Genomic DNA, 18984 nt, shown 5'->3' on the forward strand with positions numbered 1-18984 from the left:
CTAATTATGTTCGAGAATCGCATACTCAGTATTCGCCAATTCACCATTTTGGTATTACTCAGCACAGTAGGGGATGCCATTCTTGTATTACCTACGATTACGGCAACAGCGGCACATCGGGATGCTTGGATATCTGCTGTGATAGGAGTAACGATCGGTTTATTGATTGTATATATCATCAGTGCGGTCGGGAATCTATATCCGCAATTGACCTTAGTTCAATCTACACAAAAAATCCTAGGTACTTGGGTCGGGTCACTCGTAGCTACCTTGGTACTATTGTATTTCTTACTAGTCTCAGTCGCCATTTTCAGGGAGATTGGTGATTTTATAAGGATCGAACTATTGCAAGGAACTCCTATCCAAGCTATTCAAATATTATTTGGATCTGTTGTGATTATGGCAGTACGATTAGGTATCGAAGTCATAGGACGTTTTGGGGAGTTGTTCCTACCTGCTATTGTAATAACTCTATTCATTCTATTTATTGCTGTTGTGCCACAAGCTCAAATGATAAATTTACAACCCATTCTAGAGAATGGCATACATCCCGTATTACTTGGATCTATCTCCTTCGTTTCCTTCCCTTTTATGGAACTAGTTATCATGTTGATGTTAGTGCCAAACTTAAGCCAAACAAATAAATTTAGAACGGGATTGTTTAAAGGGGCATTGATGGGCGGCATTATATTAATTATCCTGATCTTTGTTTCTATCCTTGTTATTGGTGCGGATGCGATTGTAAGAGGTGTATATCCAAGTTATTACTTAGCAAAGAGGATAAGCATTGGACATTTCTTCGAGAGAATTGAAGTTCTATTAGCTTTCATATGGTTATTAACTACATTTATAAAACTTTCACTTTATTTCTATGCGTTTAATTTCGGATTAGCACAGTTATTGAACTTAAAGGAATATCGAATGTTAACTTTGCCATCAGGTATGCTTATGCTCGTACTCTCAGCAATTATCGCCCCTAATATCGCCTATTATAATAAAGTGCTAGCAAATTATTGGCCATACTTCGATATGACCTATGGTTTACTCTTACCTTTGATACTATTAGCGGTCCATTATATCCGCAAGAAATTCAAGAAATCCACTTCAACTTGAAGGCAAAGGAGCAATTAGTATGCTGTCTGTGGCTGGGATTGTATTCGTTATAGCTATAATCATTGCGATTGATGTCCCCCCTCTTATTAGAAAGAAATTAATAAGGGAACTTTGGGTATTCTCGATTCTCTTGTTGTTCGGTACGATCTTGGCCATCAGTCAAGCGTTACGCTTTAATATTCCTAACCCACTGGATTGGTTAACCTTTGTTTATAAACCTGTCTCAGACCTAGTTCAAGTATGGTTAAAATAATACAGCATTCTAATTTTCACAAAAGTCATATTGGAAGGTTGTGTCTCCGTGTTAAATATTGAAAGAATTAGTTATCGTCAACTTTCCATAGTAACAGCTTTATATATGATCGGAAGTGCCATATTAACAATACCATCACTCATAGCCAGCGAAGCCAAACAAGATAGTTGGCTAGCAGCACTTATCGCACTTGCTGCAGGATTATTGATTCTGCCAATTTACATTTATCTCGGCAAGCAATTCTCACATTCAACATTCACAGCGTATATGGAGAAGCTTCTAAGCAAATGGATAGGAAAAGCCACTTACCTTCTGTTTATTATTACATTTCCCTTCTTCACCGCGGTCCTTACTCTTCGAAATATTGGAGACTTCATAACCTCGGAGGTACTGGTGAACACGCCATCTCAAGCGATATATATCTTTTTCCTCCTTGTGGTCATTATGGGAGTGCGGCTTGGACTCGAGCCATTAGCTCGAACGGCAGAGTTGTTGTTCCCGTTTGTAATCTTCCTCATCTTCTCCTTTGTCCTTATGATTACTCCTCAATTCAAAATGGAAAATTTCGAACCGTTCCTTGAGTATGGAATGAAGCCCGTTTTGTCGGGAGCTCTCAACTTCATTGCTTATCCTTTTCTAGAATCGATCATTGTAATGTTGTTATTCCCTTTTGTTAAGCATAAAGAGAAAAACGGGTTAGGCTTATTCATAGGTGTCTTCATTGGGGGTAGCCTATTAGCTATCGTTTCAACAATCACCATTCTATCTTTAGGCCCCCTTTCAGCTAATTTTTCATTTCCAACTTATGTAGTTTCCAAAAACATTAGTATAGGTTCTTTCTTGGAACGGATTGAAGGTATTGCAGCTTTCACTTGGTTTATGACGATCTTTGTTAGACTAGCCGTACTATTCTATATATGCGTCGTGAGCATAGCTCATATATTCAATTTGAAGGAATACCGCTTCTTAACACTTCCCATCGCCATCATCATGGTGGTCTTGGCTCAAGTTTTTTTTCCAAACACAGCTTATTTCTATGAATTCACACCCATTTGGAACGTTCATGCGTTAACGATGGGATTACTATTCCCGTTGATCTTATGTGGCATTAGTATCATAAAAAGATAGTGGAACGGGTAAGATTTATGATACGATACCGTCTATGCATATAATTCCAGAAAGGATGTTACCTGTGAATCGCTCTCTACTCGCTAACTTAAGTCTTCTCCTTGTGGCGATGATGTGGGGATCTACCTTCCTCATCGTTCAAAATGCCATTGCAGTACTTCCACCACTCGCCTTTAATGGCATAAGATTTGTGGGTGCAGCTATATTACTCGCTTTTATTCTAACGTTCATCTATCCGGATACATGGAAGCAACTTTCTTGGGCCATGGTAGGACACGCTAGTATACTAGGTGTCTTTTTATTTGTAGGGTATTCATTTCAAACGATAGGATTACTCTATACAACGACATCTAACGCAGGATTTATTACAGGAATGTCCGTTGTCTTGGTTCCCTTTTTATCTTTCCTTCTACTCAAACACCCACTTACGAAATATATTTGGATAAGTGCAGGTCTAGCCTTGGCAGGATTGTTCTTGCTTACTTTCGCAGGATCTTCTTTCAACTTCAATAAGGGGGATATGTTTATCCTTCTATGTGCCGTTGGGTTTGCACTACAGATCGTATTCACAGCTATCTATGCGCCAAAGTATCCAGCACTGATACTTACAACGATTCAATTGGCGATTGTCGGCATTCTAAGTGTATTCAGTTCATTTATATTCGAGGATGTAGGATCCATTTCGCAATTCGGTCATACGATCATGCAACCGAAAGTGTTCTTCGCACTACTCATATCGATTGGACCTACGAGCGCACTTGCCTTTTGGATCCAAATCGTCTGCCAGAAGTTCACATCGCCTACACGAGTATCTATTATTTATGCAACGGAACCCGTATTCGCCGCTATCACAGGTGCGATATTTGGTGGAGAAGTATTGGGCATCTCTGCTATCATTGGCTGTGTATGTATATTATCGGGGATGTTACTTGCGGAATTAAAATCTACAGCAAGCACATGACAAGCGAAATAGATTACAATAGAGATAGACAGACAATCATTATACGAGGTAGGGAGAGAAAATCATGTACAAATTAATTGCCATCGACATCGATGACACATTGATTAACGACAACAAGGATGTGCTACCATCCACACAAAAGGCACTCGAACAGGCCGTTGCTAAAGATGTTGTTGTTACGCTAGCTACGGGACGTGCTTATGCATCTGCACAGCATGTTGCTCGTCAGTTAGGTCTGAACGTTCCAATCATTACCTATCAAGGGGCACTTATTAAGAATCTTCTCGACGAAAAAGTATTATATGAATGTTTCGTTCCAACGGATGCTGCGCGTAAACTTTTTGATTATTGTATCGAGCATGACTTACATGTGCAGACTTATATCGATGATAAACTCTATGCTAGAGAAGAGAATCAAAAGCTGATTGATTATTGCGGACTAAATGGTACGCCATTCTACATTGAGCCTGATTTCGCTAAGCTAGTGGAACAACCTACACCCAAAATGCTCATCATTGATGATCCCGCTTATTTGGATGAGATAGCTCCCATCCTTCGTGAATTGCTTGGAGATCAAGTCCATATCACCAAGTCCAAACCACATTTCTTGGAAATCATGCACCGCGATGGTACGAAAGGGCATGCACTTCGCTTCTTAGCTAAACATTTTAACGTCGGTATTTCAGAAACGATCGCCATTGGTGATTCTTGGAATGACCACGAGATGCTAGAAGCGGCAGGTCTAGGTGTAGCGATGGGGAACTCAATCGATGCGCTGAAGGAAATAGCCGATTATATCACATTAAGTAATAATGAAGATGGTATTGCACAGGTATTGGAGAAATTCGTCTTAAATCCAGAGTAAATGATTAGAAAGTCAAAAAAGGGGCTGTCCCACAAGTCATGAATATGACTAGGGGCACCCCATTTGTTTTGTAGGAGAACGTTAATCAAGTGCTCTGCGCTACTTTAAGCATCCATTATCTCCACGCGTACATTTTCTAACGGAAACAGCAGCAGCTATTGTGGCTGAAACGTCACTTTTGAACTTTTAACGGAAATGATCGCCCTTATTTGGTTTTTCACTTCGAATTTTAGCTATTGATTTGTATATAAAGGCTTGTAGTTCCGTTAGACTTCAATCTTTCCGTTTTTTCGCATAATAAGATCTGTGAATTCCATTAAAAGTATTCAGTAGCGAGAGAGTGCCAAAAGCCTGCGATAAATTGCCAAAAGCCTGCCCCCAAGCCAATCATGACTTTGGGGACTGTCCTTTATTCATTAGACAAATTATAATCCTATATTCCCTACGCTATGAACCATGAACATCATCCCAGCCAATAGTCCAGCTAATACAGCATAACTCACGCCAAATTTCATGCGAGATGACATTGGAACATCATAATACTTGTCATTCTCATGACGGACATAGTCCAGCTTGCAATTCACTTTGACATGATATTCCTCTTCGCCATGCTGGTGTTCCAATCCTGTCACATGAACTTTCTTGATGATTCCCTGCTGTGGCATCGAGACTTCACCTCTGAAATCCAAGCCAAGCCACTCCATCCTTACGTATTGTCGTTGATCCTCAACTCGACTATAGGTCATAAATGGTAACTCTCTTGTGTGCTCTGGTCCGGGAATGATATGACCCGCTATATACAGTTGTCCTACAGGCACATCAAACGTGGCAGTGACAGACTCGATAATCTCTTTTTTCCTACCTTTAATATATTTCTTATATAAATCATAAGCGAATAATGCCCATATGATAAAGAATAGAATGGAACGCATATAAACAATAAATACTAACCCTCCAATTAATCCTACAACCCATAACCAGCGCGAAACGGCTGTAGCAATTCGTCCACCATCTAATGGATGGATGGGCAATAAATTGATGAGATTAAGGAAGAATCCTACATAAGCCAACGAATATAATAGAGGACTATCCCAATAATAAGCTCCAGCAAATACACCCAGTGCACCTAAACTACCTAATATCGGTCCACCTAATGCGATATAAGCTTCCGTTGAGGCATCTTGTGGATGTTTCTTCATCGCAATCATCGCACCAAGAAATGGGATAAATAAAGGTGCCGAGACAGGAAGTCCCTTCTGCTTAGCCGCGATCACATGACCCATTTCGTGAATAAATAGTAATAATACAATACCAATCGCAAAACCCCATGGATAGATTAGTGCATATGCGCCGATTGAAATCACCATGGAGAATATCGCTCCACCAAATTTTCCGAATTTCAAAAGTGCTAGCAATGATTTTCCTTTAAGTAGTAGAAAGGTAATAGCACTTCCTAGATACCATAGACGCGAATCCTTTTTCTTCTTCGTTGCCGACATAACGTTGTTCCCTCCATTTACTCTCCATGCATCAACTCAGCTTCACTTGTAGACCTGTATGTGCCAGTGTCACAAATGATGGAAGATGATAATTCTGATTAAGATCAACATCATGAGACATATGTGTGTATATGGCCTTTTGGGGCCTAGTTTCTTGTAACAACACTTCGGCTTCCTTCATATCGTATACCGAACGTGAATGGAACGCTGCTATTTCGTGATAGTAGCTAGTCCCAAGTATCAATAAATCCAAATCGAACAATCTTTGTTTCTCTTCTAGACTTAGGTTAATGGCATCTGAGCAATATCCCCATTGGTATCCATCCTTCTCGAGTCGGTAAGCATAGGAGTAACCATTCTTTCCGTGACAGACCTTCCAACCTGTAATCTGCCACCCCCCTAATTTAATTCCTCGATCCATAGGGGTCATCTCTAGTTGATTACTCAACCAGGGAAACTGTGCTAATATCGCAGTGATCACTTCTTGGGGCGCATACAACTGTCCTCTTGTACCTGTCCAACGGCATGCATCTGCCCACTCTGGCAATCCTGCAATATGGTCAAAATGTGCATGTGTAATCAACACTTGCTTCGTCATTCTAGAACCAAGCGTTTCCATCTGCTTACGCCAATCCGGGCCACAATCGATGAGGAAAGAACCCCATTCCCCTTCGATCATCACAGAAGATCTTAATCTCCGATTCATACCGCTTAACCTTGATTCGGTACATACGCTACAATCGCAATATACTCTTGGAACGCCCATGGCATCACCCGTTCCAAGAAATATAACATGATCCATAAGTATCCACTCCTTAGCTCTTATGACAACCAATATGTGCTTGAACACTATATATGTATAGCTTCATTATAAGCCATAATCCACTTTACGTAAAAAAAGAAACATCCTCTAACCTAAGGAAGTTTCTTTGCGAACGCTTATTTATATCTCTATTCCACTTATATCCCTGCTAATACTTGATACCAGACACCACGTTTGGAGTATAGTGTTTCACGCACATGATCCCACCCACCTAAATATTCAATATCGAATAGTCCTTCTGGTACTGGATATTCACCTTTATTCTCATTGTATACCGTTTCATTGATGGATCGAAATCCATGCTTTGCGAAAATCCGCTGGGCATGCTCACTTCGTAAATATTGTACAAAGGCTTCCGCGACCTCTCGTGTACCATGCCTATCAGCATATTTACTAACCACTGCAGCAGGATTCTCGATCAGTATCGTGTCTCTTGGAATCACAATCTCGTATTTCACACCTTTTTGAATTCGAGCACGCAACTCATTCTCATAGGTAACAATGACATCCCCTACACCATATTCAAATGCTGCCATGGATGATCTTCCACTTTTATCAAGAGACTCAATATTCTGATGGACCTGTTCAAGAAATCGTTTGGCCGATTCTGGATTCTTCGAACCTTGTTCTTCAGACCACTTGAGCCCAGCACCATATAGGGCATTGATATCCCATTGTGCACCACCTGATGTTTTGGGATTCGGATAGACCACCTTGATACCCGGCTTCGTTAGATCAGTGAAATCCTTTATTCCTAATGGATTCCCTTCTCGCGTACCCAACACAACAATAGAGCGGCTTACCATGCCTTTCTCGGGGGTGTTCTTCCATTGCAAGTCTACAAGGTTAGCCTTTACGAGTTTATCCATATCCCCTTCCATTGCCAGAAGCGTCACGTCCGCTTCAAACCCTCCCACAATAGCACGCGCTTGTGTCCCAGAAGCTTCATACGATTCTTGAAAATGAATACTCTGTCCCGTTCGCTCTTTCCATTCCTGCTTGAAATCAGGTAATATTTCTGTCAACGCATCCTTTGCTACGCTATAGGCACCGATGACAAGGGTTATATCATCGATGGGTTGAGTGTGATGGCTACTCGACATTGTAGTATCTTTACTACAACCCATCGTAGTAACTATGGACGCGATCATCAACAACCTCAAGCCAATGTTACGAATACGAAATTCCATAGTGATCTCCTCTCTCCATTTCCTGATGTCCCTATACCTAAATCATCATGGACATCGGATCTACCTTCAACTTGTTCTCCATAATCCAACTCCGCTCGTCATTGAACAGATACGCTCGATGAATCAACACAGTTACTTCATCGCCTAGACGTAGCGTTTCTTTCTCTAATGAACGATAGGTGCTTATCTTATGACCACCTACTTCAACCTCAACGAGCCACTCACTTCCACGGAAATGTAAATGTCGAATGAATCCTTGTTCCGTAGCTGAAGCGAAAACGAACTCATTTTTACGTCCTATCTCCATATATTCTGGACGGATGAGCGCACGCGTTCCTGCTGTTGCTTCCGCATCATCGAATCCCTTTAATTGTGAGACATCTTCAATCATTGTTGACTCTCCAATAAATGTAGCTACAAAAGGTGTCTTCGGCTCTTTATAAATGTCCCATGGTGTCCCCTTCTGTTCCACACGACCATCATGAATGATCATAATCTCATCAGCTACCTCAATCGCTTCATCTTGATCATGTGTTACAAATATCGAAGTGATCCCTACCCGTTCAATCAAATCTTTAAGCCATGTTCGTAGCTCTGAACGAATCTTAGCGTCAATCGCTGCAAATGGCTCGTCTAGCAACAATAATTGTGGTTCAGGAGCTAGAGCACGAGCAAATGCCACACGTTGCCGTTGTCCACCTGATAATTGATGTGGATAACGTTTCTCGAACCCTTGAAGACCTGTAAGCTCTACCAATTCCATCACGCGTTCCTTCACTTTACCTTGGGGTATCTTCTTCACTTTCAGACCAAAGGCAATATTGTCAAATACCGTCATATGCTTGAACAATGCATAATTCTGAAATACAAATCCGATGCCCCGCTCTTGAGGAGGTAAATCATTGACTAATTCGCCATGAAAACGAATCTCACCTGAATCCATTTTCTCTAGACCAGCTAACATTCTTAAGATAGACGTCTTGCCACCACCACTAGGTCCCAACAATCCGATTAGATGCCCCTTTTGTATATCAAAACTTACGTCCTTAACGGCATGAAATTCTCCAAAATGTTTATTTAGTCCACGTACTTCAATATGCATATTAAGACACGCCCTTTCTTTTCCTCGTCCACTCCATAATCAGTAGTAAAGCGATCGATGTTGCCGCAAGTACAAGGGCTACACTATTCGCGGCGACCACATTGAAATTCTCAACATCTTGATATACTAATGTCGTTGCAGTCTGCGTTCTGTTCATGATATTCCCTGACACGACTAGCACAGCGCCGAATTCCCCAAGTGAACGAGCAACCGTTAGTATTACACCGTATAACACTGCCCATTGTATAGATGGCCAAGTGACCTTCCAAAAGGTTATCCAAGGGTATGCCCCCAGTGTTGAGGCTGCTTCTTCCTGTTGTGATCCTATTTCTTGTAATACAGGCATTACTTCTCTTACCATTAATGGAAATGTAACGAATAGCGTGGCAATAACCATCCCTGGAAATGCATAAACAACTTGAAATCCAATGTTATCAAAGAATGCCCCCATGATACTATCAGGGCCTAGCAACAGCACAATCATCAGTCCCCCAATAACAGGGGATACGGCATAAGGTAGGTCCACAATACTATTTAAGAATCCCTTTACTTTAAGGCTTAGCCAATCTCCTCTAACTAAGTAGATAGCCATCATCACCCCAAACAACGTATTCATACCTGTCACAACAAGCACGACCATTCCCGTCATCATCAAGGCGTGAATCGCTTCTGGTCTTAGTAACGCGTTCGTCCAACCACTGAATCCATCCCTAAATGCGCCTGTAGTCATGGTAATGAGGGGTATGATGATTAACAGCGTAAACACAGTATAGGTCAGCGTTATCCACCATATTCTCATGATCTTCTCCCTCTCATTTGCACCATATTAATACACCACAATATTGAAAAGGACAGCGTCAGCAATAGGATAGATACCGCCGCTGCACCAGTCACATTATCACTTTCGACTTCACCAAAAATATATACAGAGGCTACTAATGTGCGACCTGGAATATTACCAGCTATTAACACAACTGCGCCGAATTCCGCTAATGCTCTCGAGAAGGCAAGCATACCTCCACTAATTATCCCGGGTGCCATTGAAGGAAGAATAACACTTCGAAATACACGAAACCCTGAAGCCCCCATCGTATACGCTGCTTCTTCTTCGGAAGTATCTATCTCTTCTAGCAGAGGCTGTACCGCTCGAATGACAAAAGGAAACGTAACAAACACCATCGCAATAACAATCGCTGGTTCATGGAATACAATTTCCAATCCGAATGAAGCAGCTAACGATCCCAGTAGACTACCGGGTCCTAACAACAGCAATATCATCAGGCCACCTACCGCTGTGGGAAGTGCAAAGGGGAGATCTACCAGACTATTCAGAATGGATCTGCCAACAAACTTATAGCGATTCAATACCCATGCAATCATAGTTCCAATAACAACATTGATGAATGTTGCTATCAGCGCTAATCTCAATGTTAAAAGAATAGCCTTCCAAGCGAGAGGATCGCTGACACTCTCCATAAACATTCCCCACCCAAGCGAGAATGAATTGTAATAAACACCTGATAAAGGAAGAATGATCAACAAGAAGAAGTACAGAAGAACTGTGCTACGAAATCCCCATGTCCATCCCTTATGTTTGATTAAAGTATTCATCCTTGCCCCCCCCTTCTCAAGCCACATAAAATAAAAGTCATCGTTTATTCAATTTATATAATACCTATGTAATTACTTGGTTTAATATATTAGTACTTTACCAACAATTGCCTATGCACGTCAACACTTTTATTACAAAAGAAGATCAACCCTTATCGAATAAGGATTGATCTTCTTCTAATGCTTGATATTCAGCTGCTATTGTATATAACCTACCCGATCACTTCAGACCACGACAGAGAATCCTCACGTGCGAATAAGCCTGTGGTTTGACTTCTTCAAAGCTCACTCGATCTTGAATATAATAGGAGATGAATCCGTGCAATGATAGAAATAAGGTTCGTGCCCATTCCTTAGGTTGCTCTTGTAAGTATGTCATTACAATTGATGTGAACAATTCAAAGCAGCGGCCTTGCTCTGCACGACAGTATGCTAGCAACTCCTCATCACGAATCATAAACATAATTTCATATTGATGTGGATGATTCATTCCAAATGAGATGAATTCCATCAACAGATGCTCTAATTTAGACAGTTCTTCTGTCTCTTGCACATGTGTTACTTGGAGCATTCGTTGTGTTAGATGACCGAAATCTTCCACTACAATTGCGTAGAACAACTCCGCTTTCTCTTTGAAATGATAATATAATGAGCCATGGCTATAACCTAAATGCTGACCTATGCTACGCATTGAAATCGCACGGTATCCTTTAGTAATAAACAGGTGTCTGGCTGCTTCCAAGATTCGTTCTCTCGATAATTCTCGCTCCACTGCTCTTCTAGCCATAGACATTATTCCCCTTCAATAAAATAAAGCTGCTCTCCCTCAGAAATGACAGATTGACCTTGCGTAAAGTCAGTTATCCAAAATTTAAATTTCTCTACTTCGTGATTCTTCGGAAGACATACTAGCTTTACTCTTTCGGTAAATAAAGTTTCCCCTGTTCTAATCGCTTGATTACGTAGCTCATTCTCTATCTTAGCTAACCACGTATAGTCTATGTCTACGTAGATCTGTCGATGTAGAAGACGAGTGATAGGATCTCCTGATTCAATCGCTACAACGGCTCCATCTGTGTATGCCCGGATCAAGCCTCCTGCACCTAACATAATCCCTCCGAAATATCGGGTGACTACAATCGCAACGTTACTTAACCCTTGGTTACGAATGACTTCTAGGATAGGTTTACCTGCAGTTCCGCTGGGTTCGCCATCATCAGATTGTTTCTGAATCTCATTTCTCTCACCCAGCATGTATGCTGAACAGTTATGCGTTGCATTCCAGTGTTGCTTCTTGATGTCATCTATAAATGCATTCGCTTGCGCTTCTGTCGTAACAGGCATAACATGTCCAATAAACCTAGACTTCTTAATCACAATCTCCTTAGATCCTGTCTCTCTAACCGTCTTATAACTCTCAATCATACTATAACACTTCCCTATGTCATCGCTAAGCTGAACTCGAATAACACACTAGTAATCTATATTTCAAGAAAGCAGTCCCCCGAATATGGTGCAACCGGTGAACTGCCTTCTTGGATGTATATCTTCACTCTATAGTCATTATATGAGCGATCATTTATTCTGTAAGTCTTGCTTCTAGTTCAGCCTTTTCTCTCTCATAGCCTGGTTTACCTAGGAGTGCGAACATATTCTTCTTATAAGCTTCAACACCTGGTTGGTCAAATGGATTTACGCCTTGTAAGTAACCACTAATTCCAACAGCCTTTTCAAAGAAATATACAAGATATCCGAATGTATAAGGTGTCATATTAGGAACAGTTACAATAAGGTTCGGCACTTGTCCGTCCGTATGTGCAAGCATGGTACCTTGGAACGCCTTCTTGTTCACGAAATCCATCGTCTTGCCTGCTAAGAAATTCAATCCATCTAAATCATCCGGATCGCTATTGATGGTAATATGTTCAGTTACTTCTTCCACTTGGATAATGGTCTCAAATATGTTGCGGCTACCTTCTTGGATGAACTGCCCCATGGAGTGTAGATCCGTAGAGAAATCAACCGAAGCAGGATAGATACCCTTATAATCTTTACCTTCACTCTCGCCAAATAGTTGCTTCCACCATTCGGATACGTAGTGTAGAGATGGCTCATAGTTGACAAGAATTTCTATCGCTTTACCTTTACGATATAGCGCGTTACGTACAGCAGCATATTGATAACTTAAATTCTCAGCCACGTTAGGGTTACTGAATTCCTTAGAAGCGTCAGCCGCACCTTGCATCATTTCTTCAATGGCAATACCTGCTGTTGCAATTGGTAATAGGCCCACCGCTGTTAGAACTGAGAATCGTCCACCAACGTCATCAGGAATGATGAAAGATTCATATCCTTCTTCATTAGCTAACTTCTTAAGTGCACCTTTTTCTTTATCTGTTGTAGCGTAGATACGCTTGCGAGCTTCTTCTTTACCATACTTCTCTTCAAGAGCAGCACGGAAAATACGGAATGCTACAGCAGGCTCTGTTGTTGTTCCAGACTTCGAAATAACATTGACAGAGAAATCCTTGCCTTCAACGAGATCCAAGAGATGCGTAATATATGTAGAGCTAATATTGTTACCAGCGAAGTAAATCTCAGGTGTCTTACGCTTATCTTTTGGAAGCATATTGTAGAATGAGTGTGACAGAGCTTCAATGGCTGCTCGCGCGCCTAGGTAAGATCCACCAATACCGATAACGATAAGCACATCAGAATCACTTTGAATCTTCTTCGCAGCTTTCTGAATGCGTGCAAATTCTTCTTTATCATATTGTGTAGGTAAATCAATCCATCCTAAAGCGTCAGATCCTACTCCAGTTCCATTGTGTAACTGCTCATGAGCAAGCTTGATAGGTTCAGCTAAATAGTCAATTTCATGTTGATTGATAAAAGAAAGAGCTTTACTGTAATCAAAATCAATTTTCTTAGACATAGGTAATGGTAACCTCCCGATTGTTTTTCTATTACTCTCTACAACTACTGTAAACAAGAATACTTCAAAATCCTAGCACTGGCAAGGTTGTACATCATATGAACGCAACTCATTACTACGACCAATGGATTGTATGGGATGCAAATGTTAAAATAAATAACGTACATATCTTAAGATTGCGAAGGTGATACATGTGAAGAAGATTGGTTTTATAGGACTGGGTACCATGGGTTTGCCGATGGCAATCAACCTAATGAACAACGGATTTGAAGTAACGGTCTACAACCGTACCTCTTCTAAATGTCAATCGCTTATAGCCAAGGGCGCATCACTTGCCAAAACACCACGTGAAGCAACTGTTGGACAAGACGTCATCATCACTATGGTGAGTAATGACGATTCGATTCTTAGTATTTATTATGGTGAAGATGGCATTCTTGCATCCATTGGCAACGGACACACTGTTATTGATTCAAGCACCATTTCACCAGAATTGGTCAAACAATTAGCTACTGAAATAACCACACGAGGTGGACACTTTCTGGATGCCCCAGTAACAGGTAGCAAACCGGCAGCGATCGATGGCACACTGGTCTTCATGGTCGGTGGCGACGATAAGATCATATCCGATCAATCCGACATTTTTGACACCCTAGGAAAAAAGGTGCTCCATATGGGCCCAAATGGTAGCGGAGCTGTTGCTAAATTAGCTCATAACACGATGGTTGGCATCAACAATCTAGCTTTAGTTGAGGGTCTAGCCATGGCTTCAAAAGCAGGCATTCCTGCGGACACCTTCCTAGAACTTGTCCAGTTAGGTTCTGCTGGAAGCAAAGCCGCTGATCTGAAAGGTCGTAAGATCATCGATCATGACTTCAGTAATCAGTTCTCTTTACAGCTTATGCTCAAAGATCTGAAGTTAGCCTCTTCACTTACTGATACCATCGGTCTACCTACGCCTATGCTGAACCTAGCAAAGAGCTTATTCCAAACAGGACAAAGTCAGGGCTTCGGAGAAGAAGATCTCTCTGCTGTTGTGAAATGCTACGAAGCATGGATCGGACATACCATTGGTGGTAAGCCTTTGTAACATTTGATCCGATATATTGTAGTAAAAAGGGTATGCCCGTCGTTATATACGGGCTTACCCTTTTTAACATTCTATTTCATACTTTTGTTATAGATTATAGTAGCGCTTTGACACGACTAACTACATTCTCAACATTAAAGCCGTACTCTTTCATGACACGATCCCCCGGTGCAGATGCTCCAAATGTAGAAATACCTAGAATATCACCTTGATCTCCAACATATTTCTCCCATCCAAGTGGATAAGCCATTTCAACCGCTAGACGAGCTTTCACTTCAGGCAAGATCACAGAATCTTTATAAGCCTTATCTTGCTTCTCGAATAAATCCCAACTTGGCATACTGACAACACGTACCTCGATGCCCTCTTTCGCTAACTCTTCTTGTGCCTTCACAGCTAATTGAACTTCGGAACCTGTAGCAAGGATCTGCGCTACTGGCTTGCCATTCTTCGCATCTGCAACGACATAAGCTCCACGTTTAATACCTTCACGCGCGCCATCTACGGATGCAGCAAGAATCGGAAGATTCTGACGTGTTAATACTAGAGCTACTGGGTTAGAAGTATTCTCAACCGTATACGCCCATGCTGCAGAAGTCTCATTCGCATCCGCAGGACGAATAACGGTAAGACCTGGAATAATACGTAGTGAAGCTAACTGTTCGATCGGTTCATGTGTTGGACCATCTTCACCTACTGCGATACTATCATGTGTCAATACATACGTTACCGGCAGACCCATGATGGATGCTAGACGTATTGCTGGACGTAAATAGTCCGTGAATACAAAGAATGTTCCACCGAAGATCTTAAGTCCTTTATGCAATGCAATACCGTTCATAGCAGCCGCCATACCAAATTCGCGGACGCCATAATATACATTGCGGCCTGAATAATCTTCAGGATTAAATGTAGGTAAGCCATTCAAATGCGTCATCGTTGAGCTTTCTAAGTCCGCAGATCCACCTAGTAGCTGTGGCACACGTCCAACTAGACCGTTCAATGCTTTACCAGAAGCAACACGAGTGGATACGGCGTTATCTTCCGTACTGTATTTAGGAAGATCAGCATCCCAACCTTCAGGTAATTGTTCAGATACGGCGTTCTCGAACTGTGCTGCAAGCTCAGGATATGCCTTTTTATATTGTGCAAATTGCTCTTCCCATGCTTTATAGGAGTCAATTCCTTTTTGTTTCACAGTAGCGAAATGTTCACGAACTTCTTCCGGCACATAGAAATCTTCTTCATATACCCATTTATAATATTCTTTCGTTAACTTCGCTTCGTCAGCGCCTAGTGGAGAACCGTGCGTACCGCCACTTCCACCTTTACCCTGCTTGTTAGGGCTACCATAACCAATGACGGTTTTCACTTCAATCAATGTTGGACGCTCTAAATCCGCTTGTGCTTCTTTAATTGCTTTCTCAATGGCAGGTAGATCATTGCCATCTTCTACGCGCAATACTTGCCATCCATAAGCTTCGAAACGCTTTTGTACACTCTCAGAGAAGGAGAGATTAAGTTTACCGTCCAATGAAATATCGTTGGAATCATATAGCGTGATTAACTTACCTAATTTAAGATGTGCTGCCAATGATGCGGATTCGCTAGAGATTCCTTCCATAAGATCACCATCTCCACAGATAGCATACGTGAAATGGTCAACCACTTTGAAGTTATCTTGGTTATACGTAGCACCTAGTTGTGCTTCTGCCATAGCCATACCAACAGCCATACCAATACCTTGACCCAAAGGACCCGTTGTAGCATCCACACCTGCCGTGTGACCATACTCTGGGTGTCCTGGCGTTAAGCTTCCCCATTGACGGAATTGCTTCAATTCTTCCATTGGAAGATCATACCCGCTCAAATGAAGTAAGCTATACAACAACATGGATCCATGTCCAGCAGATAATACGAAACGGTCACGATTGATCCATGTAGGTTCATCAGGATTATGATTCATCGTCTTAGCGAATAGCTGATACCCCATAGGCGCAGAACCCATTGGCATACCTGGATGTCCAGAATTCGCCTTCTCAATAGCATCAATCGATAACGTACGAATCGTTGTAATGGATAAATTATCAATCTTATTATTCTCTTCTTTGTTGATTACTTGATTATTGTCAGTCATCTTTATCCTCCTCTTATATCTGTAGAATCATCACTTACGGAGCATTCAAAACTATATTTATTGTGTATACACGAAATAAACACGGTTTGAATGTCTCAATATGACTTATTGTAACACTTGGCTCACTTCTTTTCCATAGCCTTGTTCAGTTTTCACCTTCCGCACATGACTTATTCCCCATAAATAAATAATATAATCATTTAGAAGGTCTAAATGAATCATAGTAAATCAAGAGAAGCCTATGTTAGACTATAAATACATTACAACCCAATACAACGCAATAAGTTACTTTCTAACCCATAATATACCGTAATGAAAAGTTTGACGCGGAGGATGATATAGATGTCTGATGAGTATGAAGTCTATGTTCTATTAACGGATACGGGAACACTTCTTACAAAGACTATTAAATGGTTCACCAAAGATCCTCTTAATCATGCATCAATCGCTTTTGATCGAGAATTAACACAAGTGTATAGCTTCGGTCGAAAGAATCCGAGCAATCCCTTTTTCGCAGGTTTTGTAAAGGAAGATATGAATGGTGATTTCTTCAGAGATGCTACATGTGCAGTATACTCCTGTAAAGTTACTGCCCAGGAATACGATAATATTCGCAACCAAATTCTCCATATGGAACTCAACCATGATCAATATAAATATAATCTGATCGGCATGTTCGGACTCTTACTCAATATCCAAATTAAGAGAGACAAGACCTATTTCTGTTCTCAATTCGTAGCTACTGTATTTGAGACTAGCGGGGTACGTCTAGTGAATAAGTGTTCATCCTTTGCTACGCCAGGTGACTTCGTCCATACGTCGCAACTGGAGTTAATCTATGCTGGAGATCTTCGACCTTATGTTATACCCTCAAAGTTACCTTTCAAACGTACCGTAACGGCGTAACGTGCAAACATAGCAAACTTACGAAATGCACAGATAAATAACAAGCGGATATCGGTTATGTGCCGATATCCGCTTGTTGTTTTATATATACGATACTTGACACTACCAATCCAATAAAGAATCCAGAGATAGAAGAAACAATTACAATACCAATGAGATTATGACTTGAGGTAAATATTAATTTTAATAATATGGTTGTTAGCATGATCAGAAATACCAATGTCCAATATTTGATTTTAGCTACAGTTGCTATGCTAATATATTTATTACTCACTGGGCTTTTATTGAGCATTCGTAATATGATTATTCCCTCAACGAATAATCCCACAATTGATAACGTATATTGGAGGAGTTTATATATAGGAATGCCCACCATATGACCTTGCAAAAATATATATTTAGAAACCATTTTTCCCGACTGATGTGTAAATGCATCAACTAAGATATGTGAGTAAAACCCAACAATGACAGAGATAATAAAAACAACCCAGCTACGTAACTTATCCAATTTCCACTCTTGAATGATTCCATAAGCTTTTGCATCCAACTGAAAGATAGAAGGTAAATTATGAGCTAGAGGGACCTTAATCAAATAATGAAAGACAAAGGCCAACACTATACTTAATGGAATAGCTTGATAGAAAAGTCCTTCTAAAGAATGGCCTATAGTCTGATAAGGCTCAAGTGCTATGAAATATTCAAAATCTGGAGCCATACTACCAAGAATAATTCCTGTTAAACTAATATATTTGGGTTTCATAACCTTTAATGGTGCAGCAAACATTGGATGTGCAAGCGTAAAGGGCATATATCTAATTCCTTTCATTAATCATGAATGACTTCCGTTCCTGCGATGAAATCGTGAAGGGCTCGTTTATCTTCCCGGAGGGAAACCATAAATACACTGACAATGACTCCGATACCCAATGTCAGTGCATAGACTATTCCCCCGACAATATTACGTAATAGCATCGTCCCAATACCAGGAGAAGAATGATCGCTAACTTTTCTAATACGTATTCTGCAGATTCGTTTGCCTATGGTATAGCCGCCCCAGATGACGGGTAGGATCAATATATACAAATCCATGAAGAGACCCTTCAGGGTTCCTTCACTATCCCAACCTCCAAAAATGATAGCTAGTGGTATGCCAACAATAAGTCCATCTAGTATTCCAGCACCTAATCTAACCCAAAACCCCGCTTCTTGATTCATAAAAAGCTCCTTTCTTTATGATTAAATAAAAGTCAGATACATCTTTTGATTGATTCTTCGAAATGAAGACACTTCTGCAAATCTTTACTTAAGGATTAAACGTCAATAGTTGTAAAAAAGTCACTAGTTTTGTTCAAATTTCTGTATGGTTAAGCT

At 40.8% G+C, this 18984-nt stretch carries 19 protein-coding genes; 7 read left to right on the forward strand and 12 right to left on the reverse strand.

Features of this window, described 5'->3' with window-relative positions:
- Window positions 1-6 precede the first annotated feature (6 nt).
- From ACH8E3_RS09765 to ACH8E3_RS09785, 5 genes are all read left to right on the forward strand, one after another.
- Entirely contained in the window at window positions 7-1113 is a 1107-nt protein-coding gene (locus ACH8E3_RS09765; RefSeq protein ID WP_458632444.1) for a GerAB/ArcD/ProY family transporter, read from the forward strand.
- 19 nt (window positions 1114-1132) lie between these two features.
- Window positions 1133-1366, forward strand: a complete 234-nt coding sequence (locus ACH8E3_RS09770) for a hypothetical protein (protein WP_458632445.1) — start codon at window positions 1133-1135, stop codon at window positions 1364-1366.
- A gap of 48 nt (window positions 1367-1414) precedes the next feature.
- A complete protein-coding gene (locus ACH8E3_RS09775) occupies window positions 1415-2494 on the forward strand; it encodes a GerAB/ArcD/ProY family transporter (protein ID WP_458632446.1) in 1080 nt (359 codons plus the stop codon).
- A gap of 55 nt (window positions 2495-2549) precedes the next feature.
- Entirely contained in the window at window positions 2550-3455 is a 906-nt protein-coding gene (locus tag ACH8E3_RS09780) for a DMT family transporter (RefSeq protein WP_458632492.1), read from the forward strand.
- Window positions 3456-3519: 64 nt separating this feature from the next.
- Complete coding sequence (locus ACH8E3_RS09785; protein ID WP_458632447.1) at window positions 3520-4320, forward strand: Cof-type HAD-IIB family hydrolase; 801 nt, start codon at window positions 3520-3522, stop codon at window positions 4318-4320.
- A 425-nt stretch (window positions 4321-4745) separates the two neighbouring features.
- Here the strand turns inward: ACH8E3_RS09785 and ACH8E3_RS09790 are convergent, their stop codons facing one another.
- The 9 genes from ACH8E3_RS09790 to ACH8E3_RS09830 form a co-directional block, all read right to left on the reverse strand.
- Entirely contained in the window at window positions 4746-5819 is a 1074-nt protein-coding gene (locus ACH8E3_RS09790) for a site-2 protease family protein (RefSeq protein ID WP_458632448.1), read from the reverse strand.
- 31 nt (window positions 5820-5850) lie between these two features.
- Window positions 5851-6621, reverse strand: coding sequence for an MBL fold metallo-hydrolase (locus ACH8E3_RS09795; protein ID WP_458632449.1), 771 nt, complete (start codon window positions 6619-6621; stop codon window positions 5851-5853).
- A gap of 158 nt (window positions 6622-6779) precedes the next feature.
- Window positions 6780-7832 carry a sulfate ABC transporter substrate-binding protein gene (locus ACH8E3_RS09800; RefSeq protein WP_458632450.1) on the reverse strand — a complete coding sequence of 351 codons (1053 nt, stop codon included), beginning with the start codon at window positions 7830-7832 and terminating at the stop codon, window positions 6780-6782.
- Window positions 7833-7869: 37 nt separating this feature from the next.
- Entirely contained in the window at window positions 7870-8934 is a 1065-nt protein-coding gene (locus tag ACH8E3_RS09805) for a sulfate/molybdate ABC transporter ATP-binding protein (RefSeq protein WP_458632451.1), read from the reverse strand.
- A gap of 1 nt (window position 8935) precedes the next feature.
- Window positions 8936-9733, reverse strand: coding sequence for a sulfate ABC transporter permease subunit (locus ACH8E3_RS09810; RefSeq protein WP_458632452.1), 798 nt, complete (start codon window positions 9731-9733; stop codon window positions 8936-8938).
- Complete coding sequence (gene cysT / locus ACH8E3_RS09815; protein ID WP_458632453.1) at window positions 9730-10545, reverse strand: sulfate ABC transporter permease subunit CysT; 816 nt, start codon at window positions 10543-10545, stop codon at window positions 9730-9732. Before cysT ends, ACH8E3_RS09810 begins: the two co-directional genes overlap by 4 nt.
- Before the next feature lie 220 nt (window positions 10546-10765).
- Complete coding sequence (locus ACH8E3_RS09820; RefSeq protein ID WP_458632454.1) at window positions 10766-11332, reverse strand: TetR/AcrR family transcriptional regulator; 567 nt, start codon at window positions 11330-11332, stop codon at window positions 10766-10768.
- Between the two features lie 5 nt (window positions 11333-11337).
- Window positions 11338-11970, reverse strand: a complete 633-nt coding sequence (locus ACH8E3_RS09825; protein ID WP_458632455.1) for a YigZ family protein — start codon at window positions 11968-11970, stop codon at window positions 11338-11340.
- Window positions 11971-12124: 154 nt separating this feature from the next.
- A complete protein-coding gene (locus ACH8E3_RS09830; protein ID WP_458632456.1) occupies window positions 12125-13480 on the reverse strand; it encodes a glucose-6-phosphate isomerase in 1356 nt (451 codons plus the stop codon).
- 187 nt (window positions 13481-13667) lie between these two features.
- On the opposite strand from ACH8E3_RS09830, the gene ACH8E3_RS09835 reads away from it, so the two are divergent.
- Entirely contained in the window at window positions 13668-14570 is a 903-nt protein-coding gene (locus tag ACH8E3_RS09835) for an NAD(P)-dependent oxidoreductase (RefSeq protein ID WP_458632493.1), read from the forward strand.
- A gap of 94 nt (window positions 14571-14664) precedes the next feature.
- Here the strand turns inward: ACH8E3_RS09835 and tkt are convergent, their stop codons facing one another.
- Window positions 14665-16707, reverse strand: a complete 2043-nt coding sequence (tkt, locus tag ACH8E3_RS09840; RefSeq protein ID WP_458632457.1) for a transketolase — start codon at window positions 16705-16707, stop codon at window positions 14665-14667.
- A 342-nt stretch (window positions 16708-17049) separates the two neighbouring features.
- On the opposite strand from tkt, the gene ACH8E3_RS09845 reads away from it, so the two are divergent.
- Window positions 17050-17613, forward strand: coding sequence for a hypothetical protein (locus ACH8E3_RS09845; RefSeq protein WP_458632458.1), 564 nt, complete (start codon window positions 17050-17052; stop codon window positions 17611-17613).
- Between the two features lie 55 nt (window positions 17614-17668).
- On the opposite strand, the gene ACH8E3_RS09850 is transcribed toward ACH8E3_RS09845, so the two are convergent.
- Window positions 17669-18439: a DUF4184 family protein gene (locus tag ACH8E3_RS09850; RefSeq protein WP_458632459.1), complete on the reverse strand. Its 771-nt coding sequence runs from the start codon at window positions 18437-18439 to the stop codon at window positions 17669-17671.
- Window positions 18439-18828, reverse strand: a complete 390-nt coding sequence (locus ACH8E3_RS09855) for an RDD family protein (protein ID WP_458632460.1) — start codon at window positions 18826-18828, stop codon at window positions 18439-18441. The genes ACH8E3_RS09850 and ACH8E3_RS09855 overlap by 1 nt, the downstream gene beginning before the upstream one ends.
- Window positions 18829-18984 lie beyond the last annotated feature (156 nt).

Source organism: Paenibacillus sp. CMAA1364 (assembly GCF_054373195.1).

Bases quoted from the DNA above. Each gene is read 5' to 3' on its own strand.
- ACH8E3_RS09850 (WP_458632459.1), bottom strand. From the start codon at position 18,439: ATGAAAGGAATTAGATATATGCCCTTTACGCTTGCACATCCAATGTTT.
- ACH8E3_RS09810 (WP_458632452.1), bottom strand. From the start codon at position 9,733: ATGAGAATATGGTGGATAACGCTGACCTATACTGTGTTTACGCTGTTA.
- ACH8E3_RS09780 (WP_458632492.1), top strand. From the start codon at position 2,550: ATGTTACCTGTGAATCGCTCTCTACTCGCTAACTTAAGTCTTCTCCTT.
- ACH8E3_RS09855 (WP_458632460.1), bottom strand. From the start codon at position 18,828: ATGAATCAAGAAGCGGGGTTTTGGGTTAGATTAGGTGCTGGAATACTA.
- ACH8E3_RS09790 (WP_458632448.1), bottom strand. From the start codon at position 5,819: ATGTCGGCAACGAAGAAGAAAAAGGATTCGCGTCTATGGTATCTAGGA.
- ACH8E3_RS09820 (WP_458632454.1), bottom strand. From the start codon at position 11,332: ATGGCTAGAAGAGCAGTGGAGCGAGAATTATCGAGAGAACGAATCTTG.
- ACH8E3_RS09795 (WP_458632449.1), bottom strand. From the start codon at position 6,621: ATGGATCATGTTATATTTCTTGGAACGGGTGATGCCATGGGCGTTCCA.
- ACH8E3_RS09825 (WP_458632455.1), bottom strand. From the start codon at position 11,970: ATGATTGAGAGTTATAAGACGGTTAGAGAGACAGGATCTAAGGAGATT.
- ACH8E3_RS09800 (WP_458632450.1), bottom strand. From the start codon at position 7,832: ATGGAATTTCGTATTCGTAACATTGGCTTGAGGTTGTTGATGATCGCG.
- ACH8E3_RS09805 (WP_458632451.1), bottom strand. From the start codon at position 8,934: ATGCATATTGAAGTACGTGGACTAAATAAACATTTTGGAGAATTTCAT.
- ACH8E3_RS09765 (WP_458632444.1), top strand. From the start codon at position 7: ATGTTCGAGAATCGCATACTCAGTATTCGCCAATTCACCATTTTGGTA.
- tkt (WP_458632457.1), bottom strand. From the start codon at position 16,707: ATGACTGACAATAATCAAGTAATCAACAAAGAAGAGAATAATAAGATT.
- ACH8E3_RS09845 (WP_458632458.1), top strand. From the start codon at position 17,050: ATGTCTGATGAGTATGAAGTCTATGTTCTATTAACGGATACGGGAACA.
- ACH8E3_RS09770 (WP_458632445.1), top strand. From the start codon at position 1,133: ATGCTGTCTGTGGCTGGGATTGTATTCGTTATAGCTATAATCATTGCG.
- cysT (WP_458632453.1), bottom strand. From the start codon at position 10,545: ATGAATACTTTAATCAAACATAAGGGATGGACATGGGGATTTCGTAGC.
- ACH8E3_RS09830 (WP_458632456.1), bottom strand. From the start codon at position 13,480: ATGTCTAAGAAAATTGATTTTGATTACAGTAAAGCTCTTTCTTTTATC.
- ACH8E3_RS09785 (WP_458632447.1), top strand. From the start codon at position 3,520: ATGTACAAATTAATTGCCATCGACATCGATGACACATTGATTAACGAC.